Here is a 20,653-nt window from a genome sequence, read left to right as displayed (position 1 = left end):
TACTCAAGTACAGCCTACGGCTAGTTTCCTAGTTTGCTCTTTGATTTTCATTGAGTATGAGGAAGCTGATGGTCACTGAAGTTCTTTGACCAGAATATTTTTAACTTGGGACGAAGAACTTACAATTGGGTTAAGTCACAAGCCAATTTCTACCATTTAGGATGTTTTGATGACAATTTAAGAAAGAGCAATCTTTTCCTAGAAATAAATGCTAAACTATGGTTGTTCCTAAACATGATTTAGTAGATCGGTGGTTTGGTTCAACCCTAAAAGAACAGAGCTGATCTTACAAGTTAATCAGAAGAGTATTATTGGATTGGATTTAGAGATAGCTAGTAGAAAAAAGTAAATCTGAAATTTGATGTTCTCTTGTGAGCAAGACTAAGAAGTTATTCTATTCATTTATTTGTAGAAAGCTTTTGGGAGTATCTATGAAATTTAATAAATGTGCCTATCCCTTAGCGCAAGCCTGCTTGGGTTTGTATTTATTCGCTGATGGAGGTAGTTTGATCAATTTAGATATTGGGGTTATCCTTGTGTTATTATCCCTGATCAAGGGAGTAGAAATCTATAAAGAGGAAAGAAAACACAGATGAGCATCGTTAGTAAGTGGAGATGCTGGAGTTAAGGAAAGAAGAGGTAGTGGTTTGCAAAAGTTAAAAAATAGTTTAAAATTTGTAGGAATGATCTTACTGATTATAAATGTAAATACATTTCCCATGAGAATGTTGGCTCTCGAAGACTCTAGTTCTCTGCCCTTAAAGTGGACGACTAGTATTGGGTATTTGGTACTGGCTACTTTCTTGCTAGTTGCTGTTTGGCGACAATACAAAAAGAAAATTCCGAATCAGCAGAAGGCTTTCAAGTTTACATGGAAGGATTTTGGAATAGCCCTTTTATTTTATGTGGCTACTCGACTAGTAGCGATTGTAGGTACCCTCCTGATCCAAGTAGTTACTGGAAATCCAACATCCGCTAACGATGCTGCCTTGCTGGCTACAAGCGAGCAGGTTACTCGTGTTTTTCCTCTGTTTTTCATCGCCTTTCATTTTGCAATTGGTATATTTGCTCCAATCATGGAAGAATTAGTATTTAGAGGATTCTTCAGCCACTATTTTTTTAAAGAAGATCAAAAGTGGTTGAAATTGCTAATAAGTTCTGCGATTTTTGGCTACCTGCATATGTTTTATCCGATAGAGTTTCTAACTTATTTTTTACTGGGAGTGATATTTTACTTAGCCTATGCTCGTAGAGGGAATATCCTTGATTCCATAGCTGTTCATTTGCTAAATAACGGAGTGCTGGTACTGGTATCTATTTTAAACTATCTATTTTTAGTTTTTAGCTAATACTCTTCGAAAATCTCTTCAAACCACGTCAGCGTCGCCTTGCCGTATATTTGTTACTGACTTCGTCAGTTCTATCCACAACCTCAAAACAGTGTTTTGAGCAACCTGCGGCTAGCTTCCTAGTTTGCTCTTTGATTTTCATTGAGTATAAAATATATTCAAAAAATGATTGGTTTAAAGGCTGATCATTTTTCTGTTGCAAAGATCAACTTTTGCTGATAAATGCTGAAGATAGCAATAAAAAACCAGCGATTCAATCACTGGCTGTTAGATCGTTCTTTTAGGAAGCTCCATTAGTAGTAGATGTTTTTGTATCTGTTGTTTGAGTGCTAGATGAAGGAACAGTCGGTTGTTCTTGTTTACTGCTAGTATCTTCTTTCTTACTTTCTGCACTGCTACTAGATTGAGTTGTTGTTTCTTCTTGTGTGTTTTCTTTTGTAGAAGTATTGTCCTTGTTTGGAGTAGTATTCTCTTGAGGGGATTCCTTTTGAATCTCTTTTATGACTGTTGTCTGGGTTGTCGTAGTTTCTTTTTTAGAGTTATTGTTATTATTATTATTCATAGCATTCATGATGGTGATACTTGCAGTAATCAGCCCCAGAATACTACCGATAGTAGCTATCGTTTTTTGAAAAACAGTAAATCCTTTTTTGATGTGTTCTGTTTTGGGTTTTGATGTTCTACGATAATTAGACATAATATCTCTCCTTTACTAAAATTCATTATACCGAAAATCTTTAAAAAAAACTTAAATGAACCTGAATTGCCTTTCTTGTCGCCTGAACTGTTTCGTGATACAATAGAAGGAGTGATTTTAGAAAGCGTGAGAAACCATGATTTACTTTGATAATTCGGCAACGACTAAGCCTTATCCAGAAGCACTTGAAACCTATATGCAAGTGTCTGCAAAAATTATTGGAAATCCTTCAAGTCTCCATCGTTTGGGAGACCAGTCAACCAGAATTTTAGAAGCTTCTCGTCAACAGATTGCAGATTTGATTGGCAAGAAAAGCGAGGAAATTTTCTTTACATCTGGTGGTACTGAAGGGGATAACTGGGTTATCAAAGGGGTTGCATTTGAAAAAGCGCAATTTGGTAAACACATTATTGTGTCAGCTATTGAGCACCCAGCAGTCAAGGAGTCAGCTCTTTGGCTCAAGACTCAAGGTTTTGAAGTGGATTTTGCACCAGTTGATGAAAAAGGATTTGTAGATGTAACTGCTTTAGAAAATCTACTTCGTCCTGATACAACGCTAGTCTCTGTTATGGCAGTCAACAATGAAATCGGCTCCATCCAGACCATCCAAGCTATTTCAGAACTTTTAGCGGATAAACCAACCATTTCTTTCCATGTAGATGCTGTTCAGGCCTTGGCCAAGATTCCGACAGAAAAGTATTTGACAGACCGAGTGGATTTTGCGACCTTTTCTAGCCATAAATTCCACGGAGTTCGTGGTGTTGGTTTTGTCTATATCAAGTCTGGTAAGAAGATTACCCCGCTTTTAACTGGTGGTGGCCAGGAGCGTGACTATCGTTCCACAACTGAGAATGTAGCAGGAATTGCAGCAACAGCCAAGGCCCTACGTTTGTCTATGGAGAGATTAGACTTATTTGCTAGTAAAACAAGTCAGATGAAGGAAGTCATCCGTCAGGCTCTTCTTGACTATCCAGATATTTTTGTCTTCTCAGGTGAGGAAGACTTTGCTCCTCATATTCTGACCTTTGGGATTAAGGGAGTTCGTGGGGAAGTTATCGTGCACGCATTTGAAGACTATGATATTTTCATTTCTACAACATCAGCTTGCTCGTCCAAGGCTGGAAAACCTGCTGGTACCCTGATTGCCATGGGCATTGAAAAGGATAAGGCCCAGTCAGCAGTTCGTCTAAGCCTAGACCTAGAAAATGACATGAGTCAAGTTGAGCAATTTTTGACTAAACTAAAATTAATCTACAATCAAACTAAAAAAGTAAGATAGGAGCATTCATGCAGTATTCAGAAATTATGATTCGCTATGGTGAGCTTTCAACCAAAGGTAAAAACCGTATGCGTTTCATCAATAAACTACGTAATAATATCTCAGACGTTTTATCCATCTATCCTCAAGTTAAAGTGACAGCAGACCGCGATCGTGCCCATGCTTATCTGAATGGGGCAGATTATGAACCGGTGGCAGAGTCACTCAAGCAAGTTTTCGGGATTCAAAACTTTTCTCCAGTATATAAGGTTGAAAAATCCGTAGAAGTTCTTAAGTCTGCCGTGCAAGAAATTATGAAGGACATCTACAAGGAAGGGATGACCTTTAAAATCTCAAGTAAGCGTAGCGACCACAACTTTGAGCTAGATAGTCGGGAACTCAATCAGACACTTGGTGGAGCAGTATTTGAAGCTATTCCAAATGTGCAAGCACAAATGAAAAATCCTGATATCAATCTGCAAGTGGAAATTCGTGAGGAGGCAGCTTATCTTTCTTATGAGACCATTCGAGGAGCAGGTGGTTTGCCTGTCGGAACTTCTGGTAAAGGTATGCTTATGTTGTCAGGAGGGATTGACTCTCCTGTAGCAGGCTATCTTGCTCTAAAACGTGGTGTAGATATTGAGGCTGTTCACTTTGCTAGCCCTCCATACACAAGTCCAGGTGCCCTCAAGAAAGCCCAGGACTTAACCCGTAAATTGACTAAGTTCGGAGGAAATATCCAATTTATCGAGGTTCCCTTCACGGAGATTCAAGAAGAAATCAAGGCTAAGGCTCCGGAAGCTTATCTTATGACCCTGACTCGTCGCTTTATGATGCGGATTACAGACCGTATCCGTGAAGTGAGAAAAGGTTTGGTCATTATCAATGGGGAAAGCCTTGGTCAAGTAGCCAGCCAAACCCTTGAAAGTATGCAGGCTATCAATGCGGTGACCAATACACCAATCATCCGTCCAGTTGTAACTATGGACAAGCTAGAAATCATTGACATTGCACAAGAAATTGATACTTTTGAAATTTCTATCCAGGCATTTGAAGACTGCTGTACCATTTTTGCACCTGATCGTCCGAAGACAAATCCAAAGATTAAGAATGCAGAGCAGTATGAAGCGCGAATGGATGTCGAAGGTTTGGTTGAACGTGCAGTAGCAGGAATTATGATTACTGAAATTACGCCTCAAGCTGAGAAGGATGCAGTCGATGAGTTGATCGATGATCTCCTTTAATCAGAAAAACCAGAGGAAAAGATGAAATAAGTAAAAAAGTTAGTTTATTGTCCTAAATTTGGACGGAAACTGACTTTTTTTCTATTTTTATGATATAATTAGATAAAATTTTGAATATAGAGAGTTTTCTGACAATGAATCAATCATATTTTTACCTGAAAATGCGAGAGCATAAATTAGTGGTTCCCTACACGGGTAAGGAGCGCCGCGTACGTGTTCTCCTCCCAAAAAACTATGAAAAAGACACGGATAGAAGCTATCCTGTGGTGTATTTCCATGATGGACAAAATGTCTTTTATAGTAAGGAATCTTACGTTGGACATTCCTGGAAGATTATTCCTGCTATCAAGCGAAATCCAGATATCAGCCGTATGATTGTTGTGGCTATTGACAATGATGGTCTTGGACGGATGAATGAGTATGCAGCTTGGAAATTCCAAGAGTCTAATATTCCTGGCCAACAATTTGGTGGTAAGGGAGTCGAGTACGCAGAATTTGTCATGGAAGTGGTTAAGCCCTTTATCGATGAAAACTATCGGACAAAATCAGACCGTAAACACACTGCTATGATAGGATCTTCACTTGGTGGCAATATTACCCAGTTTATTGGCTTGGAGTATCAAGATCAGATTGGATGTTTGGGAGTTTTCTCATCAGCTAACTGGCTCCACCAAGAATCCTTTGATCGCTATATCGAGCGTAAAAAACTCTTGCCTGACCAACGCATCTTTATATATGTTGGAACGGAAGAAGCTGATGATACAGACAAGACCCTCATGGCTGGCAATATTAAGCAGGCCTATATCGACTCTTCCCTTCGCTATTATCATGATTTGATAGCGGGAGGAGTGCAGTTGGAAAATCTCTCACTCAAGGTTCAGGCTGGAGCCATTCACCATGAAGTGCCATGGTCAGAAAATCTTCCAGCTTGTTTACGTTTTTTTGCAGAAAATTGGTAAATAGTATAAAGGAGACAGGATATGAATATTGAACATCTTAGCCACTGGAGTGGTCATCTAAATCGTGAAATGTACGTCAATCGTTACGGACACGCAGGTATCCCAGTTGTTGTCTTTGCGTCCTCAGGTGGTAGCCACAATGAATACTATGATTTTGGCATGATTGATGCATGTGCATCTTTTATTGAGGAGGGCCGTGTTCAGTTCTTTACACTTTCAAGTGTCGATAGCGAGAGCTGGCTTGCGACATGGAAAAACGGTCATGACCAAGCTGAAATGCACCGTGCTTATGAGCGATACGTTATTGAAGAAGCTATTCCTTTTATCAAGCATAAGACAGGCTGGTTCGATGGCATGATGACGACAGGTTGCTCTATGGGAGCTTACCATGCTCTCAACTTCTTCTTGCAACATCCGGATGTCTTCACCAAAGTCATTGCTCTTAGTGGTGTCTACGATGCACGTTTCTTTGTCGGTGATTATTACAATGACGATGCCATCTATCAAAATTCACCAGTAGACTATATCTGGAATCAAAATGATGGTTGGTTTATCGACCGATACCGTCAAGCTGAAATTGTGGTTTGTACGGGACTAGGTGCTTGGGAACATGATGGCCTTCCTTCTTACTACAAGCTCAAAGAAGCCTTCGACCAAAAACAAATTCCTGCCTGGTTTGCAGAATGGGGACATGATGTCGCCCATGACTGGGAATGGTGGCGCAAACAAATGCCTTATTTCCTCGGTCACATGAGTCTATAAAAGGAGTCGCTTATGAATTATCTTGTAATTTCACCCTATTACCCACAAAATTTCCAACAGTTTAGTATTGAGCTAGCCAATAAAGGAATCACCGTTCTAGGGATTGGGCAAGAACCCTACGAACAACTAGATGAACCATTGCGCAATAGCCTGACTGAGTATTTCCGAGTTGATAATCTTGAAAATATCGATGAGGTTAAACGTGCAGTTGCCTTTCTTTTCTATAAACATGGTCCAATTGACCGCATTGAATCACACAATGAATACTGGCTAGAGTTGGATGCTGCCCTTCGTGAACAATTTAATGTTTTTGGTGCTAAAACAGAAGACCTCAAGAAGACTAAGTTCAAGTCTGAAATGAAGAAACTCTTCAAGAAAGCTGGAGTTCCAGTTGTGCCAGGTGCGGTGATTGAAACAGAAGCAGATGTTGATAAAGCTGTTAAAGAGATCGGCCTTCCCATGATTGCTAAACCTGACAATGGAGTTGGAGCAGCCGCAACATTCAAACTTGAAACAGCAGATGATGTCAATCACTTTAAAACTGAATGGGACCATTCAACTGTTTACTTCTTTGAAAAATTTGTCACCTCTAGTGAGATCTGTACCTTCGATGGTTTGGTAGATAGAGATGGGAATATCGTCTTTTCTACGACATTTGACTACGCACACACACCTCTCGATCTCATGATTTATAAGATGGACAATTCTTATTATGTTCTCAAGGAGATGGATCCAAAATTACGCAAGTATGGTGAGGCTATTGTCAAGGAATTTGGCATGAAGGAACGTTTCTTCCATATCGAGTTCTTCCGTGAGGGTGATGACTATATCGCTATCGAGTACAATAACCGTCCAGCTGGCGGCTTTACCATTGATGTCTATAACTATGCCCATTCTTTTGATTTGTACAAGGGCTATGCAGCGATCGTTGCGGGTGAACCATTCCCAGCTTCTCAATTCGAGCCTCTATACTGTTTGGCAACATCTCGTCGTGCCAATGCCAACTATGTTTATTCAGAAGAAGACTTGCTCGCTAAATATGGTCACCAGTTCAAAGTCAAGAAAATCATGCCTGCAGCCTTTGCTGAATTGCAAGGAGACTTTCTCTATATGCTAACGACGTCAAGTCGTGAAGAAATGGATCAGATGATTAAGGACTTTGGTCAGCGTCAAGAATAATTAAAATTTTGACTTAACAAACTCTCTTTGTTAGGTCTTTTTTGTAGACTTGAAATAAAAGCGTTTTCCCACAGGATTCTTTTAGAAAATCTGTTGCTAAAAGGCTTAAAAATTGATAGAATAGGGATTGTCTAAAAAATATTAAGGAGAATCTATCAATGGATTTCACATGGGCAGTCAAATATGCCACTGAATTTTTGGGAACAGCCATCTTGATTATCTTAGGAAATGGTGCAGTTGCCAACGTTGAACTTAAAGGTACGAAAGGTCACCAAAGTGGCTGGCTCGTTATCGCTGTTGGTTACGGTATGGGGGTTATGATCCCTGCCTTGATGTTTGGTAATGTTTCTGGTAACCACATCAACCCAGCCTTCACTCTTGGTCTAGCAGTTAGCGGACTTTTCCCTTGGGCACAAGTAGCACCATACATCGTTGCACAAGTCTTGGGAGCAATCTTCGGACAAGCCTTGGTTGTTGCAACTCACCGTCCTTACTACTTGCAAACTGAAAAAGCAAACAATATCTTGGGAACTTTCTCAACAATTTCAAGTATTGACAACGGTACAAAAGAATCACGCTTTGCAGCAACAGTTAACGGTTTTATCAACGAGTTTGTTGGTTCATTCGTTCTCTTCTTTGCAGCACTTGGTATGACAAAGAACTTTTTTGGTGCTGAAGTTCTCCAATACATGAAACAAATGGCGACTCAAGCAGGTCAAAATGTTGACTTCTCTGATTTGGCAATTAAAGCTCAAGTAGCGCCTCATACAGCTTCAGGACTTGCTGTTGGTCACTTGGCTCTTGGTTTCTTGGTAATGGCCTTGGTTACTTCACTTGGCGGACCTACAGGACCTGGTTTGAACCCAGCTCGTGACTTTGGACCACGTCTCCTTCATGCCTTCCTTCCAAAATCAATCCTTGGTCAACACAAGGGTGATTCAAAATGGTGGTATGCTTGGGTACCAGTAGTTGCACCGATTGCAGCTGGTATTGCAGCAGTAGCACTCTTCAAATTACTTTACCTATAATCACTCAAAACTGGGAAGACCCAGTTTTTTTCTTTTTATAATTGGAAGAATCTTTAACGAATCAATCCTTAAATCGTCAGACTTTTTTCATTTTAAAACTAAAGGTGAAAATGTGGCGAAAATATGGTAAAATAGAGTACTAAGTAAACGTTAAAAAGGAATATTATGCGTAAAGAGATTGCACCCGAATTATATAATTACAATAAATTCCCTGGTCCCGAATTTCAACTGACTGGAAACAGAGTGGAAGCTGAAGATTTTGTTTTTACTCTAGTTGAAAATAGCAAGGATGCTTTTGATGCAACAGCTTTTACTCAACGCTTTTCAGAAGTACTAACCAAGTTTGATTATATTGTTGGAGACTGGAGTAATGAGCAGTTACGCTTACGGGGATTTTATAAGAATGAACGAGCTGAAGAGTCTTTAGAAAAAATTAGTCGCTTGCAAGACTACCTACTAGAGTATTGTAGCTATGGTTGTGCCTATTTTGTTCTAGAAAATGAAGCTCCTAAACGAGCACCATTTGACCAAAAGATGCGCAAAAAAGAGGAAGAAAAGGACTCTCGCAAAGGGAAAAAGACTTCTCAAAGTAAGAAAAAAAATCATACGGATAAGAAAAATAGACGCCGTTCAAAAGAACAGAAATCTCAGAAAGAAGACAAGGGGCAACGTCATTTCGTCATCCGTAAGAAAGATTAGAGAATAAGGAGAAAACATGAAACCGTCGATTTATAGTTTAACACGTCAAGGCATGCAAGAGTGGGTCTTGGAGCAAGGAGAAAAGAAATTCCGTGCTGATCAAATCTGGGAGTGGCTTTACCGTAAACGTGTCCAATCATTTGAAGAAATGACCAACTTATCTAAGGATTTGATTGCCAAACTCAATGATCAATTTGTAGTTAACCCTTTGAAACAACGCATCGTTCAAGAGTCAGCTGACGGGACAGTTAAATATCTTTTTGAGTTGCCAGATGGGATGTTGATTGAGACAGTGCTGATGCGTCAACACTACGGTTTGTCAGTCTGTGTAACGACTCAGGTAGGATGCAATATCGGTTGTACCTTCTGTGCATCAGGCTTGATCAAGAAGCAACGTGACCTCAATAACGGTGAAATTGTTGCGCAGATTATGTTAGTCCAAAAATATTTTGACGAACGTGGACAAGATGAACGTGTTAGTCATATCGTTGTAATGGGGATTGGAGAACCATTTGATAACTACAATAATGTCTTGAACTTTATCCGTACCATCAATGATGATAAGGGGATGGCTATCGGTGCTCGTCATATCACCGTATCAACTTCTGGTTTGGCTCACAAAATCCGTGAATTTGCTAATGAAGGAGTTCAGGTCAACCTTGCTGTTTCTCTTCATGCCCCAAACAATGAACTTCGTTCAAGCATCATGAAGATTAACCGTGCCTTCCCAATTGAAAAACTCTTTGCAGCTATCGAGTATTACATCGAAACTACCAATCGCCGTGTGACGTTTGAGTATATCATGCTCAATGAAGTTAACGATGGAGTAGAGCAGGCACTTGAGTTGGCAGAATTGCTTAAGAATATCAAGAAATTGTCTTATGTCAACTTGATTCCTTACAACCCAGTTAGTGAACATGACCAATATAGCCGAAGCCCTAAAGAACGTGTCATGGCTTTCTATGATACACTCAAGAAAAAAGGTGTCAACTGTGTCGTTCGCCAGGAACATGGTACAGATATCGATGCGGCTTGTGGACAATTGCGTTCAAATACCATGAAGCGTGATCGCCAAAAAGCAGTAGCTGAAGTAAATCCATAAGATGAGTCGAAAAACATTACTAAGCTTGGGAGTGCTTTTATACAGTCTTTGTATCGTCTGTTTTTGTTTTACTCCCCAGCCTCAACTTCCTACAGGAGTGGAAACTCCAGGTATTCAAACTTTTGGACGCCTGGTTTTTCTTTTGACGCCGTTTAACTCCCTTTGGAAACTGGGTGAAGTGACTAGCCTTCTGCAGCTATTCTGGATATTTTTGCAAAACGCTCTAAATATCCTTTTACTTTTCCCGCTGATTTTCCAACTTCTCTTTCTCATTCCTAGTCTAAGAAATACTAAGAAAGTGATTTTGTTTAGCTTTTTATTGAGTTTGGGAATCGAGTGTATACAGCTAGTTTTAGACTTTTTCTTTGACTTTAATCGGGTCTTTGAGATTGATGATTTATGGACCAACACACTAGGTGGTTACCTAGCTTGGGTTCTTTATAGAAAATTAAATGTAAACAAACTTACAAAGGAATTAAAATGAGTATCTTAGAAGTTAAAAATTTGAGTCACGGTTTTGGTGACCGTGCGATTTTTGAAGATGTATCTTTCCGCCTCCTTAAAGGTGAACATATCGGCTTAGTTGGTGCCAATGGTGAAGGAAAATCAACCTTTATGAGCATCGTGACTGGTAAAATGTTACCTGATGAAGGTAAGGTGGAATGGTCTAAATATGTGACAGCTGGCTACCTAGATCAGCATGCGGTGCTTAAAGAAGGCCAAACTGTGCGTGATGTTCTCCGAACAGCTTTTGACGAATTATTCAAAGCTGAAGCACGTATCAATGAACTCTACATGGAAATGGCAGAAGAGGGCGCTGATATTGATGCATTGATGGAAGAAGTTGGAGAACTTCAGGACCGTTTGGAAAGTCGTGATTTCTATACCTTGGATGCGAAGATCGATGAAGTGGCGCGTGCCCTTGGTGTCATGGACTTTGGAATGGATACAGACGTAACAGCCTTGTCAGGTGGGCAAAGAACCAAGGTACTTTTGGCAAAACTCCTGCTTGAAAAGCCAGATATCTTGCTTCTGGACGAGCCAACTAACTACTTGGATGCTGAGCATATCGACTGGCTCAAACGCTACCTCCAGAACTATGAGAATGCCTTTGTTCTTATTTCACACGATATTCCTTTCCTCAACGACGTTATCAATATCGTCTATCATGTAGAAAATCAGCAGTTGACTCGTTATTCAGGCGATTACTACCAGTTCCAAGAAGTCTATGCCATGAAGAAATCGCAACTGGAAGCGGCATATGAACGTCAACAGAAAGAAATTGCGGACCTCAAGGATTTCGTGGCCCGTAATAAGGCGCGTGTTGCTACTCGTAACATGGCTATGTCTCGTCAAAAGAAATTAGACAAGATGGATATCATCGAACTTCAAAGTGAGAAACCAAAGCCATCCTTTGAATTCAAAACAGCTCGTACACCTGGACGCTTTATCTTCCAAGCCAAGGACTTGCAGATTGGCTACGATCGTCCCCTTACTAAACCATTAAATCTTACCTTTGAGCGCAATCAAAAGGTTGCTATCATCGGTGCCAATGGTATCGGGAAAACAACCCTCTTGAAGAGTCTTTTGGGAATTATTCCTCCTATTGCTGGGGAAGTTGAACGTGGTGATTATCTAGAACTCGGATACTTTGAACAAGAAGTGGAAGGTGGTAACCGCCAAACACCATTAGAAGCAGTGTGGAATGCCTTTCCTGCACTTAACCAAGCCGAAGTTCGTGCTGCCCTTGCCCGTTGTGGTCTGACGACTAAACATATCGAAAGTCAGATTCAAGTTCTATCAGGTGGTGAACAAGCCAAGGTTCGTTTCTGTCTCTTGATGAACCGCGAGAATAATGTCCTCGTTCTTGACGAGCCAACCAATCACTTGGATGTGGATGCTAAGGATGAGCTCAAACGTGCTCTGAAAGAATACAAGGGTTCTATCCTCATGGTTTGTCACGAACCAGACTTTTACGAAGGCTGGATGGACCAAATCTGGGACTTCAATCAGCTGACATAAAAAGAGAATCCCGCAAAACTAGAATAGGAAAAAGCCAAGTCTGGGTGACTTGGCTTTTTAGCTAGTAATTCAAATAGGTTTCAATATCAGATTTTTGGATTTCTTTACCGTAGTGACAAATCGGGCAAGAAACGAAATAAGTTTTTCCGTAAGGAAAGAGTGGAATCCAGTAAAGGGTAAACTTACGTCCAGTTTCTGAAATTTCCCAAGTGTCGGTATTGTTACAGTGACCACACTCGATAGTGGTTTGAGTATGTCCTAAGATCTTTTGGTAACCTTTTGAACCCCAGAATAAAATCATTTTCACATCTCCTTATTTTAGGGTCATCCTATTTTTTACTGAAATCGTAGTCCTTAACAATTTCAATGCTGTCAATAGTGATAGCAGTAGTTGGTTTGTCTTTTTCGTCTTTTTCAGCCTTGGCAATCTTGTCAACAACATCCATACCGTCGATGACTTGACCAAAGACAGGGTGTTTACCGTCTAGACTAGGATTTCCACCTTCTTTGTAGGCTTCGATAATTTTCTTTGGATAGCTACTTGTAGGGAGTTTGGCAGAAATATCTGTCGTATTTTGGTTGATGAAGAACTGGCTACCATTTGAATTTGGTTGACCAGTATTGGCCATAGAGAGAGAACCACGAATGTTATAGAGGTAAGGAGAGATTTCGCTCTTGAAACCAGTTCCCTGGTCTTTAGTCTTGTCCTTATCATGCCAGATGGATTCCCCACCAGTACCATCCCCTTTTGGATCACCAGTCTGGACCATGAAGCCATCGATCACTCGGTGGAAGGTAACGCCATTATAGTAGCCTTCTTTTGCGTGAGTTAGGAAATTTTCAACCGCAAGTGGAGCTAGCTTTGGAAAGAGTTTGATGCGGATATCTCCTTGACTGGTGTGGAGAATGACTTCAGCTTCGTCTTCAGCAACTTCCTTAGAGAGTTGTGGGAAGTTAGCATTTTCATTTGTCAAGGCGTCTTTGAGATCCTTGGCAGATTGGGCAGCTGCTTTGGAACTTTCTTCGGCAGCTAAGCTAGAATCTACATAGTCATCCCCTCGGAGACTACGTTGGATACTGCTACATCCAGCAAGGGCAAAAGTTGAGATTAATAGAAGTGTTGCTATTTTTTTCATGGTAATCCTTTCAAAAATCATTTCTACCATTGTACCCTAATTGAAAGTGGATTTCAAATATTCAATTGTGATCATTCCGATAGTACATACAATTTTATAGCCTTGCTTACACCATTTTGATCATTAGAATCTGTTACTTTATTTGCACAGACTTTAACATCTGTAGGAGCGTTTCCCATTGCAACACCAAGTCCAGCGGTCTCAATCATTGGAATATCGTTATAATTATCTCCAATACTCATAATTTCAGTAAGTGATAGTTGATAATAGTTGGCTAATTCTAACAGAGCTTGTTTTTTTGAGACTTGATTATGTGTGACTTCAAGATAGTTATCCTTCGAGAGGTAAAAGTCAGTTTGAGGGAAATCCATGGTTGCTAATGTCTCTTTAAGTTTCTGGATAGTAGCTGCGTTATCTATTAGTAAAAGTTTATGAATAAGATTCTTTTCTTCCTGAAGAAAATCTGCTAGTGAAGTAACTTTGGGGCTCTCTCCAGTAATCTGTGCTTCAATTTCTACCCATTTATCTAAAGTATTTACGTACCAATCTTTTCCAGAATAAACATTAATTGAAACTGTCGGAAATTCTTTTGTTAAAAAATCATGTAGTAAGAGTAATTCCTTTTTATTAATAGAATGCTGACTCAGAATTTTATCTCCTGTACTAATGAGAGCACCATTATAACTTGCAATTGGAAAATCTGTGATTCCAAGTTCTTTCGAAATTGGAGCTATACCAAGAGGAGAGCGAGCAGAAGCTAGAACAAAAGGAATTTCACTTTGTTTCAAAAGTGGCATAAGCTCTAGTAAATGAGAGTCTAATTGGTGATTTTGGTCTAAAATGGTACCATCGATATCACTTATGATTAACTTTATCACTGACATATGTTTCTCCTTTTTAAAATAGAATAGTTGTTTTACCATCTAAAGATTGTTGAATTTCTATGTCGGGTTCTTTGTCTGTAATCCAATAATCAAAATCTGTAAGTTCGGAAAGAATATAATGAGAGTGTTTGTTTATCTTGCTGGTTTCAGCTAACAAGACGCGAATTTTACTGGTTTTAAATGCTCTTTTTTTCATTAGAACATCTTCTTGATCTTCAAAACTAACTTGTCCGTCTGAAAGACTAGCTGCACCAAAAAATGCTAAGTCAAATTTAATTCTATTCAAAGATTCGGATTCTTCTAATGAGTAATAGAAACGATTCTTTTTATGAAATCGTCCACCGATAATGTTAAAATCGACATTTTCATTTTCTCCTAAGACCAGTGCATTATCCAATGAATGGCTGAAAATAGTAACTTTTTTATCTGTTATTTTTGCTAACTCAAGTACAGTTGTTGAAACATCATAGAAAATTAATTGTGAATCAGAAATAAGTTGGGTAGCTAAATGAGCAATTTTCTCTTTTTCTTTGGAAGACTGTCCTGCTCGACCTTTATAACCAAGAATCCTTTGCTTTTGGATTGGCAATAAACCTCCATGAGTTCTTTTTGCTCGTTTTTCCTTTGCGAGAATAGCAAAATCTCTACGGATGGTATCTTTGGAAACATGGAAATGGTCAACCATTTCTTTTGCTGATAGACTTCCTCTATCCTCTAAAAGTTTAATGATTTCTTCTAATCGTTGTTCTTGGTACATATGAATTCCCTCTTTTAATACTAATATACCTCTTTTGTAAGTGATTGTCAATAATTGTAATGTTTTATAAGTGTTTTAAATGATTTACAAAAAAATCAACCTGACTTGGTTGATTAAAGATTCTTCTTTGGATGGCGGTCAATGATTGCCTGATGGTCCTTGAGAGCCTGTTCTCCTTTTGGAGTTAGTTTATAACCGCGAATCGAAAAGAGACTAGCTAATTCCTCTTCTGAAAAATGGTCATGAAGGGCTTGGTCCAGATCTGCAGCCTTCATCTTAGAGAGTCCAGTAACACCCTTCTTTTTAAGGATATTCTTTTTCATTGTAGCATTGATATGATCCAGCGAATCAAAAGCAGTTTCAACAAGAGCATAGCCTTTTTCAACAAGCGTTTCTAAATGTTTTGGTGCGTCAATTCCATAAGAATACTCAAAATATTTTGGAAACCAAGTTTCTGTAGTAAAGGTACCAAACTGAATTCGCCAGAGGAGGATGATATCTCCTGCCAGGAGATTGTCTTCTAGTAATTTCATATTTCGCTTGGGAACAGGCTTGGGATTTAGTAGCCAAGCCTCTATATCACGATCAGGAGAGATATAAGGTTTGACTTGATGATCTTTGTAAATATTCTCTAAACTAGTATTCATAAAGTTTCTCTTTCTAATTTATACCTACTAGTCTAACAAATTTCTAAAAAATTTAAAAACTTTAAAGTCTGTCAAGTTTTTTTCTTGACACCTCTTAGAAATCTGTTATAATAGAACATGTGCTAAATAGCTCAGCTATTTCACCGAAATAAAAAATAAAAGAAAAGAGATATTAAAAATGGCAGTAAAAATCCGTTTGACTCGTATGGGTTCTAAGAAAAAACCTTTCTACCGTATTAACGTAGCAGATTCACGTTCACCACGTGACGGACGTTTCATCGAAACAGTTGGAACTTACAACCCACTTGTTGCTGAAAACCAAGTAACTTTGAAAGAAGACCGCGTTCTTGCATGGTTGGCTGATGGAGCTCAACCTTCAGATACAGTACGCAACATCCTTTCAAAAGAAGGCGTATTGAAAAAATTCCACGATTCTAAATTCTCTAAATAATTCTAAAGTAGGTTGACAGATGGATACGATTGAAAATCTCATTATTGCAATTGTGAAACCTTTGATTTCACAACCAGATGCCTTAACTATCAAGATTGAAGATACACCAGAATTTTTGGAGTATCATTTGGATCTTGACCAAAGCGATGTGGGTCGTGTGATTGGTCGTAAGGGTCGCACTATCTCTGCGATAAGAACGATTGTCTACTCTGTCCCAACTGAAGACAAAAAAGTAAGAATCGTTATTGACGAAAAATAAGAAAAGCGGGACGGAAGTCTCGCTTTTTTGCAAGGAGCAGAATATGAAGGATTTAACGTTTAGACAATTACAAGACTACTTACTCGAACATTACCAGCAGTCTCGGACTGAGGAAGGTCTTTTTATCAAATTGGTAGAAGAAGTTGGTGAAGTAGCTGAAGTTTTAAATGGACGCTCTGGTCGAAAAGAGGGTGTTCAAGACTCGAACGAGGAACTTGCTAAAGAACTTGCTGATATCATTCACTACACCATTGCAATTGCAGCCATCAACGACATTGATCTAACCAAGACCATTTTTGAAAAAGACAAAAAGGCAGCTATCAAATATCAGCATGAACGAGATTTGGAAGGATTTTTAGAAGCCGAAGATCAGAACTAGCTTTTTCCTCCAACTTGTGAAAATCCCTGGAACGTGATAAAATAAAGGATAAGGATTTTTAATAAATCATTGTTATAGAATGAGTGGATTTCTTTATGAAGAGGTTTGAAGTAACTACAAAAATTGGCGGTCTCTCTGTTACTTATAAAAAGCAAAAGAAAGTGCTTGTTTGTTTAAATGGCGCAGGTTTGCTACCAAGTTATGAAAATTTTTCACTTATACTTGAAAAACTTCCTCCTACAATTGGTTATTTGACAATTGATTTTCCGAACACAGGTAGGAGTCCGATTCATGACCAAGCTGGAAAAAATCTGGATAATCTTGCAGATGCAGTTTATGAAGTACTTGAAGAATTGGCGATTTCTGAATATATACTTTGTGCACATAGTTTGAGTGGAATTTTAGCTTGCAAATTGCTCAACAAACCAATTAAGTGTCAGGCTTTAGTAGCGCTTGAACCGACCACTAAAAAAGTAATGTTTGCTGATTTTTCAGAAAATTCTTATCCAGAAATGGAAGAGCAAATGAGACTGATTGAAGAATTTGGTCCTGAACTTTATTTTAAGAACTTAACTCAATCCACATTTAACCCTGAAACTAACAAAGAAATCTGGAAATTAATGCAAGAAAAAGGATTAGAGTTGGAAAATCAAGATCCAGAATTTCAGATATCTGGAGAAATTACTGAGGAAGATTTTGAGAATTTGTCGATAGAATCTCATATCCCTGTATTTATTTTTTGTCAGGCTTATAGAGAAAAAGAGTACAGAGAATCAGAATATTGGGCTTCCAATACTAAACTTATTTTAGGAGGGAATCACCATTATTTACAGTGGTCCGAATCAGAGAAAATTGTAGATATTATTAAAAAATTGTAAGAAGAAAATGGAGATAAGGAAATTACAGGAGATCAAATGAACTATTTTAACGTTGGAAAAATCGTCAATACACAAGGTTTGCAAGGTGAGATGAGAGTCTTATCTGTGACGGATTTTTCGGAAGAACGCTTTAAAAAAGGTGCAGAGCTGGCCTTGTTTGATGAAAAAGATCAGTTTGTCAAAACAGTGACCATCGCTAGCCACCGTAAACAGAAAAACTTTGATATCATCAAATTTAAGGATATGTATCACATCAATGATATCGAAAAATACAAGGGCTACAGTTTGAAGGTTGCGGAAGAAAACCTTAATGACCTGGATGAGGGTGAATTTTACTATCACGAGATTATTGGACTAGAGGTCTACGAGGGTGACAACTTGATTGGAACCATTAAGGAAATCTTGCAACCAGGGGCCAATGATGTTTGGGTAGTTAAGCGTAAGGGAAAACGTGATCTGCTTTTACCATATATCCCACCGGTCGTGCTCAATGTTGATATTCCTAATAAGCGCGTGGATGTAGAACTCTTAGAAGGGTTAGACGATGAAGATTGATATTTTAACCCTCTTTCCAGAGATGTTCTCTCCGCTAGAACATTCTATCGTTGGAAAGGCCCGTGAAAAGGGGCTTTTAGATATCCAGTATCATAATTTTCGTGACTATGCTGAAAAGGCCCGTCATGTGGATGATGAACCATATGGCGGTGGTCAAGGGATGTTGCTGCGTGCTCAGCCAATCTTTGATGCCTTTGATACTATTCAAAAGAAAAATCCGCGCGTGATCCTTTTGGATCCTGCTGGTAAGCAGTTTGACCAGGCTTATGCTGAAGATTTAGCACAAGAAGAGGAACTCATCTTTATCTGTGGTCACTACGAGGGCTATGATGAGCGCATTAAGACCTTGGTAACAGATGAGATTTCCCTGGGTGATTATGTGCTAACTGGAGGAGAATTGGCGGCTATGACCATGATTGATGCGACGGTTCGCTTGATACCAGAAGTGATTGGGAAAGAAACCAGTCACCAAGATGATAGCTTTTCATCTGGGCTCCTTGAATATCCTCAGTACACACGTCCCTATGATTATCGAGGTATGGTGGTTCCAGAAGTGCTTATGAGTGGGCATCATGAGAAGATTCGCCAATGGCGTCTCTATGAGAGTCTCAAAAAAACTTATGAGCGTAGACCAGATTTGTTGGAACATTATGAATTAACAGCAGAAGAAGCTAAAATATTAGCGGACATTAAAGAAAATACAAATTAAAAGGAGAAGCCTATGCAAGTCATTAAACGTGATGGACAAGTTGCTGACTTTGATCCAGATAAAATCTATCAAGCCATTCTCAAAGCTGCTCAAACGGTTTATGTTTTGACAGATGATTTACGTCAAAATCTAGCTCAGGTAACTAAGAAAGTTGTCTTGGATCTAGAAGAGGCAAAAGTGGAGCGTGCGACAATCAGCATGATTCAATCAATGGTTGAGCATCGCTTGCTTGGTGCAGGTTACATCACCATCGCTGAACACTATATCTCTTACCGTTTGCAACGGGATTTAGAGAGAAGTGGTTACGGAGAACACATTGCTGTTCACCTTCATTTTGAACAAATTCGTTAATAGAAAAGAGTGAGATGAAGAAAACACATCTCACTCTTTCTTGAATCGATTTTTTTGGGCAGTTTGGACAGTTGAGGGAACAAAACTTATTTTTTGAATATCTGGGATTCGAATAATGCGGGTCACATTTTTTGCAAAATTTTTAACGATAATTTGCTGGCGGTCCGTATCAAATTTGATGATATCCCCTGTAAAACTTGTATCTGAAAAAATAATGTGGACAGCAGTTTTTTTCAGGAGTGCCTCTTTAATGGCACTTGTCAGGGAGTCAGCTTTGGAATGATCTGGTTCTTCTCGTCCGTTGAGAAATCCTTGGAATTTTTGTTGAATATGTTTAAATAAATCTTTCATCGGAGCCTCCCTTCTTTTTACCATTATTATATACAATTTTAAAAAAATCTACAAGATTTTACGAATAATCAAGTGAAGACAATCAAAAGGAGAATACAATGGCAGAATTTACATTTGAAATCGAAGAACACTTACTTACGCTCTCAGAGAATGAAAAAGGTTGGACCAAGGAAATCAATCGTGTCAGCTTTAATGGTGCACCAGCAAAGTTTGACATTCGTGCTTGGAGTCCAGACCACACTAAGATGGGGAAAGGAATCACCCTCTCAAACGAGGAGTTTCAAGTGATGGTCGATGCCTTTAAGAATCAATAAGCAATCATGTAAGAATAATCCAAAAGAAGCTGGGAAAAACCCGGCCTCTTTTTATTTGCTTGAAAAATAGGATTGAGTACGGAGACGTTGAAGGTGTGGTCGACCGATAAAACTGATGGCAAGGATTTTTGCAAGATCAGGAATGATAAAGGGAATGACACCGACAGCTAGTGCTTTATCAAAAGGCATACCAGCAAGGAAGTGGAGGCTGAGAATACCACCAACAAAAACAAGGGAATCTCCCAAGAGATTTGCAAGAAAGATACGAATATAGCCACTTTTCTTATGGATAAGATAGGACGTAAGTCCAGCATAGACAAGGTCAAACCAAAGATAGCCAGCGCTTGGACCTACCAAAACATGAAAACCAGCTCCCCCACTGGCAAAGACAGGAATACCGATAGCACCCAGCAAGAGATAGAGACCAACAGAAAGAACGGCTTCCCTTGGTCTAAAAACAGTAGCAATGAGTCCGATAGCAAAGTTTTGTAGAGTAAATGGTACTGGTCCAATTGGGATACTGATTTGGGCTAATACTGCAATCAGAGCAGCCCCGATAGCTGGAATAGCATAAATGTGTGCTTTTTTCATAATAGTTAACCTCTTTTGTAATTTATAGTAACTATTATACTTTAAGAAACATAATTGTCAACCTATTTTAAAAACAAAGGTTACAAAATTGT

28 protein-coding genes are annotated in these 20,653 nt (G+C 39.1%); 20 read left to right on the top strand and 8 right to left on the bottom strand.

The features are described 5' to 3' along the window. The first annotated feature begins 431 nt into the window (after positions 1-431). Both TZ96_RS10795 and TZ96_RS09070 read left to right on the top strand, forming a co-directional pair. The gene (locus TZ96_RS10795; protein WP_158001793.1) at positions 432-596 is read left to right on the top strand and encodes a hypothetical protein; all 165 of its coding nucleotides are present in this window, start codon (positions 432-434) and stop codon (positions 594-596) included. A gap of 51 nt (positions 597-647) precedes the next feature. Next, positions 648-1,349, top strand: coding sequence for a CPBP family intramembrane glutamic endopeptidase (locus TZ96_RS09070; protein ID WP_045763796.1), 702 nt, complete (start codon positions 648-650; stop codon positions 1,347-1,349). Positions 1,350-1,629: 280 nt separating this feature from the next. Here the strand turns inward: TZ96_RS09070 and TZ96_RS09060 are convergent, their stop codons facing one another. Further along, on the bottom strand, positions 1,630-2,046 hold the full coding sequence (locus TZ96_RS09060; protein ID WP_045763795.1) for a DUF6556 family protein: 417 nt from the start codon (positions 2,044-2,046) through the stop codon (positions 1,630-1,632). 136 nt (positions 2,047-2,182) lie between these two features. Between TZ96_RS09060 and TZ96_RS09055 the strand changes: the two genes are divergently transcribed. From TZ96_RS09055 to abc-f, 10 genes are all read left to right on the top strand, one after another. Next, positions 2,183-3,325 (top strand): cysteine desulfurase family protein, encoded by a 1,143-nt coding sequence (locus TZ96_RS09055; RefSeq protein WP_045763794.1) that lies wholly within the window; start codon positions 2,183-2,185, stop codon positions 3,323-3,325. Positions 3,326-3,333: 8 nt separating this feature from the next. Further along, positions 3,334-4,548, top strand: coding sequence for a tRNA uracil 4-sulfurtransferase ThiI (thiI, locus tag TZ96_RS09050; protein ID WP_045763793.1), 1,215 nt, complete (start codon positions 3,334-3,336; stop codon positions 4,546-4,548). A gap of 134 nt (positions 4,549-4,682) precedes the next feature. Then, positions 4,683-5,507, top strand: a complete 825-nt coding sequence (locus TZ96_RS09045; protein WP_045763792.1) for an alpha/beta hydrolase — start codon at positions 4,683-4,685, stop codon at positions 5,505-5,507. Between the two features lie 21 nt (positions 5,508-5,528). Beyond that, complete coding sequence (locus TZ96_RS09040) at positions 5,529-6,269, top strand: esterase family protein (protein WP_001019250.1); 741 nt, start codon at positions 5,529-5,531, stop codon at positions 6,267-6,269. A 12-nt stretch (positions 6,270-6,281) separates the two neighbouring features. Beyond that, the gene (locus TZ96_RS09035; RefSeq protein ID WP_045763791.1) at positions 6,282-7,448 is read left to right on the top strand and encodes an ATP-grasp domain-containing protein; all 1,167 of its coding nucleotides are present in this window, start codon (positions 6,282-6,284) and stop codon (positions 7,446-7,448) included. A 158-nt stretch (positions 7,449-7,606) separates the two neighbouring features. Next, positions 7,607-8,476 carry an aquaglyceroporin Gla gene (gene gla, locus TZ96_RS09030; protein WP_045763790.1) on the top strand — a complete coding sequence of 290 codons (870 nt, stop codon included), beginning with the start codon at positions 7,607-7,609 and terminating at the stop codon, positions 8,474-8,476. Between the two features lie 165 nt (positions 8,477-8,641). Continuing rightward, the gene (locus tag TZ96_RS09025; RefSeq protein WP_045763789.1) at positions 8,642-9,175 is read left to right on the top strand and encodes a YutD family protein; all 534 of its coding nucleotides are present in this window, start codon (positions 8,642-8,644) and stop codon (positions 9,173-9,175) included. A 16-nt stretch (positions 9,176-9,191) separates the two neighbouring features. Next, positions 9,192-10,277, top strand: coding sequence for a 23S rRNA (adenine(2503)-C(2))-methyltransferase RlmN (gene rlmN, locus TZ96_RS09020; protein WP_045763788.1), 1,086 nt, complete (start codon positions 9,192-9,194; stop codon positions 10,275-10,277). Between the two features lies 1 nt (position 10,278). Beyond that, entirely contained in the window at positions 10,279-10,761 is a 483-nt protein-coding gene (locus TZ96_RS09015; protein WP_045763787.1) for a VanZ family protein, read from the top strand. After that, on the top strand, positions 10,758-12,299 hold the full coding sequence (gene abc-f / locus TZ96_RS09010) for a ribosomal protection-like ABC-F family protein (RefSeq protein ID WP_045763786.1): 1,542 nt from the start codon (positions 10,758-10,760) through the stop codon (positions 12,297-12,299). The genes TZ96_RS09015 and abc-f overlap by 4 nt, the downstream gene beginning before the upstream one ends. Positions 12,300-12,360: 61 nt before the next feature. Here abc-f and TZ96_RS09005 read toward each other — a convergent pair whose 3' ends face one another. The 5 genes from TZ96_RS09005 to TZ96_RS10790 all read right to left on the bottom strand — a co-directional run bounded on the left by TZ96_RS09005 (position 12,361) and on the right by TZ96_RS10790 (position 15,723). Next, entirely contained in the window at positions 12,361-12,600 is a 240-nt protein-coding gene (locus TZ96_RS09005) for a zinc-ribbon domain-containing protein (protein WP_000600220.1), read from the bottom strand. A 28-nt stretch (positions 12,601-12,628) separates the two neighbouring features. Continuing rightward, positions 12,629-13,435, bottom strand: coding sequence for a peptidylprolyl isomerase (locus TZ96_RS09000; protein ID WP_000717397.1), 807 nt, complete (start codon positions 13,433-13,435; stop codon positions 12,629-12,631). A gap of 71 nt (positions 13,436-13,506) precedes the next feature. Then, positions 13,507-14,319, bottom strand: a complete 813-nt coding sequence (locus TZ96_RS08995) for a Cof-type HAD-IIB family hydrolase (protein ID WP_045763785.1) — start codon at positions 14,317-14,319, stop codon at positions 13,507-13,509. Between the two features lie 13 nt (positions 14,320-14,332). Then, entirely contained in the window at positions 14,333-15,076 is a 744-nt protein-coding gene (locus tag TZ96_RS08990) for a DeoR/GlpR family DNA-binding transcription regulator (protein WP_045763784.1), read from the bottom strand. 113 nt (positions 15,077-15,189) lie between these two features. After that, complete coding sequence (locus TZ96_RS10790) at positions 15,190-15,723, bottom strand: hypothetical protein (protein ID WP_045763783.1); 534 nt, start codon at positions 15,721-15,723, stop codon at positions 15,190-15,192. A gap of 178 nt (positions 15,724-15,901) precedes the next feature. Between TZ96_RS10790 and rpsP the strand changes: the two genes are divergently transcribed. From rpsP to TZ96_RS08950, 7 genes are all read left to right on the top strand, one after another. Beyond that, positions 15,902-16,174 carry a 30S ribosomal protein S16 gene (rpsP, locus tag TZ96_RS08980; RefSeq protein ID WP_000268760.1) on the top strand — a complete coding sequence of 91 codons (273 nt, stop codon included), beginning with the start codon at positions 15,902-15,904 and terminating at the stop codon, positions 16,172-16,174. A gap of 19 nt (positions 16,175-16,193) precedes the next feature. Next, positions 16,194-16,433, top strand: coding sequence for an RNA-binding protein KphA (gene kphA, locus TZ96_RS08975; protein ID WP_000379617.1), 240 nt, complete (start codon positions 16,194-16,196; stop codon positions 16,431-16,433). 43 nt (positions 16,434-16,476) lie between these two features. Next, positions 16,477-16,812 carry a MazG nucleotide pyrophosphohydrolase domain-containing protein gene (locus TZ96_RS08970; protein WP_045763782.1) on the top strand — a complete coding sequence of 112 codons (336 nt, stop codon included), beginning with the start codon at positions 16,477-16,479 and terminating at the stop codon, positions 16,810-16,812. 95 nt (positions 16,813-16,907) lie between these two features. Then, positions 16,908-17,690 (top strand): alpha/beta fold hydrolase, encoded by a 783-nt coding sequence (locus TZ96_RS08965; RefSeq protein ID WP_045763781.1) that lies wholly within the window; start codon positions 16,908-16,910, stop codon positions 17,688-17,690. Between the two features lie 36 nt (positions 17,691-17,726). Then, positions 17,727-18,245 carry a ribosome maturation factor RimM gene (rimM, locus tag TZ96_RS08960; RefSeq protein WP_045763780.1) on the top strand — a complete coding sequence of 173 codons (519 nt, stop codon included), beginning with the start codon at positions 17,727-17,729 and terminating at the stop codon, positions 18,243-18,245. Continuing rightward, positions 18,235-18,954 carry a tRNA (guanosine(37)-N1)-methyltransferase TrmD gene (trmD, locus tag TZ96_RS08955; RefSeq protein WP_045763779.1) on the top strand — a complete coding sequence of 240 codons (720 nt, stop codon included), beginning with the start codon at positions 18,235-18,237 and terminating at the stop codon, positions 18,952-18,954. The genes rimM and trmD overlap by 11 nt, the downstream gene beginning before the upstream one ends. Before the next feature lie 12 nt (positions 18,955-18,966). Beyond that, complete coding sequence (locus TZ96_RS08950; protein ID WP_001196044.1) at positions 18,967-19,305, top strand: ATP cone domain-containing protein; 339 nt, start codon at positions 18,967-18,969, stop codon at positions 19,303-19,305. A gap of 30 nt (positions 19,306-19,335) precedes the next feature. Here TZ96_RS08950 and TZ96_RS08945 read toward each other — a convergent pair whose 3' ends face one another. Continuing rightward, positions 19,336-19,656 carry a hypothetical protein gene (locus tag TZ96_RS08945; RefSeq protein ID WP_045763778.1) on the bottom strand — a complete coding sequence of 107 codons (321 nt, stop codon included), beginning with the start codon at positions 19,654-19,656 and terminating at the stop codon, positions 19,336-19,338. A gap of 98 nt (positions 19,657-19,754) precedes the next feature. Here TZ96_RS08945 and TZ96_RS08940 point away from each other — a divergent pair, with 98 nt between their 5' ends. After that, entirely contained in the window at positions 19,755-19,970 is a 216-nt protein-coding gene (locus TZ96_RS08940; protein WP_000807425.1) for a YdbC family protein, read from the top strand. A gap of 51 nt (positions 19,971-20,021) precedes the next feature. On the opposite strand, the gene TZ96_RS08935 is transcribed toward TZ96_RS08940, so the two are convergent. Further along, on the bottom strand, positions 20,022-20,561 hold the full coding sequence (locus tag TZ96_RS08935; RefSeq protein WP_045763777.1) for a biotin transporter BioY: 540 nt from the start codon (positions 20,559-20,561) through the stop codon (positions 20,022-20,024). Between the last annotated feature and the right edge of the window lie 92 nt (positions 20,562-20,653).

The organism is Streptococcus infantis (genome assembly GCF_000963255.1).
GTDB classification, from domain to species: Bacteria; Bacillota; Bacilli; order Lactobacillales; family Streptococcaceae; genus Streptococcus; species Streptococcus nidrosiense.
This window is presented reverse-complemented; position numbering and strand designations above follow the sequence as displayed.

Bases quoted from the DNA above. Each gene is read 5' to 3' on its own strand.
- TZ96_RS10795 (WP_158001793.1), top strand. From the start codon at position 432: ATGAAATTTAATAAATGTGCCTATCCCTTAGCGCAAGCCTGCTTGGGT.
- TZ96_RS09060 (WP_045763795.1), bottom strand. From the start codon at position 2,046: ATGTCTAATTATCGTAGAACATCAAAACCCAAAACAGAACACATCAAA.
- TZ96_RS09055 (WP_045763794.1), top strand. From the start codon at position 2,183: ATGATTTACTTTGATAATTCGGCAACGACTAAGCCTTATCCAGAAGCA.
- thiI (WP_045763793.1), top strand. From the start codon at position 3,334: ATGCAGTATTCAGAAATTATGATTCGCTATGGTGAGCTTTCAACCAAA.
- TZ96_RS09045 (WP_045763792.1), top strand. From the start codon at position 4,683: ATGAATCAATCATATTTTTACCTGAAAATGCGAGAGCATAAATTAGTG.
- TZ96_RS09040 (WP_001019250.1), top strand. From the start codon at position 5,529: ATGAATATTGAACATCTTAGCCACTGGAGTGGTCATCTAAATCGTGAA.
- TZ96_RS09035 (WP_045763791.1), top strand. From the start codon at position 6,282: ATGAATTATCTTGTAATTTCACCCTATTACCCACAAAATTTCCAACAG.
- gla (WP_045763790.1), top strand. From the start codon at position 7,607: ATGGATTTCACATGGGCAGTCAAATATGCCACTGAATTTTTGGGAACA.
- TZ96_RS09025 (WP_045763789.1), top strand. From the start codon at position 8,642: ATGCGTAAAGAGATTGCACCCGAATTATATAATTACAATAAATTCCCT.
- rlmN (WP_045763788.1), top strand. From the start codon at position 9,192: ATGAAACCGTCGATTTATAGTTTAACACGTCAAGGCATGCAAGAGTGG.
- TZ96_RS09015 (WP_045763787.1), top strand. From the start codon at position 10,279: ATGAGTCGAAAAACATTACTAAGCTTGGGAGTGCTTTTATACAGTCTT.
- abc-f (WP_045763786.1), top strand. From the start codon at position 10,758: ATGAGTATCTTAGAAGTTAAAAATTTGAGTCACGGTTTTGGTGACCGT.
- TZ96_RS09005 (WP_000600220.1), bottom strand. From the start codon at position 12,600: ATGATTTTATTCTGGGGTTCAAAAGGTTACCAAAAGATCTTAGGACAT.
- TZ96_RS09000 (WP_000717397.1), bottom strand. From the start codon at position 13,435: ATGAAAAAAATAGCAACACTTCTATTAATCTCAACTTTTGCCCTTGCT.
- TZ96_RS08995 (WP_045763785.1), bottom strand. From the start codon at position 14,319: ATGTCAGTGATAAAGTTAATCATAAGTGATATCGATGGTACCATTTTA.
- TZ96_RS08990 (WP_045763784.1), bottom strand. From the start codon at position 15,076: ATGTACCAAGAACAACGATTAGAAGAAATCATTAAACTTTTAGAGGAT.
- TZ96_RS10790 (WP_045763783.1), bottom strand. From the start codon at position 15,723: ATGAATACTAGTTTAGAGAATATTTACAAAGATCATCAAGTCAAACCT.
- rpsP (WP_000268760.1), top strand. From the start codon at position 15,902: ATGGCAGTAAAAATCCGTTTGACTCGTATGGGTTCTAAGAAAAAACCT.
- kphA (WP_000379617.1), top strand. From the start codon at position 16,194: ATGGATACGATTGAAAATCTCATTATTGCAATTGTGAAACCTTTGATT.
- TZ96_RS08970 (WP_045763782.1), top strand. From the start codon at position 16,477: ATGAAGGATTTAACGTTTAGACAATTACAAGACTACTTACTCGAACAT.
- TZ96_RS08965 (WP_045763781.1), top strand. From the start codon at position 16,908: ATGAAGAGGTTTGAAGTAACTACAAAAATTGGCGGTCTCTCTGTTACT.
- rimM (WP_045763780.1), top strand. From the start codon at position 17,727: ATGAACTATTTTAACGTTGGAAAAATCGTCAATACACAAGGTTTGCAA.
- trmD (WP_045763779.1), top strand. From the start codon at position 18,235: ATGAAGATTGATATTTTAACCCTCTTTCCAGAGATGTTCTCTCCGCTA.
- TZ96_RS08950 (WP_001196044.1), top strand. From the start codon at position 18,967: ATGCAAGTCATTAAACGTGATGGACAAGTTGCTGACTTTGATCCAGAT.
- TZ96_RS08945 (WP_045763778.1), bottom strand. From the start codon at position 19,656: ATGAAAGATTTATTTAAACATATTCAACAAAAATTCCAAGGATTTCTC.
- TZ96_RS08940 (WP_000807425.1), top strand. From the start codon at position 19,755: ATGGCAGAATTTACATTTGAAATCGAAGAACACTTACTTACGCTCTCA.
- TZ96_RS08935 (WP_045763777.1), bottom strand. From the start codon at position 20,561: ATGAAAAAAGCACACATTTATGCTATTCCAGCTATCGGGGCTGCTCTG.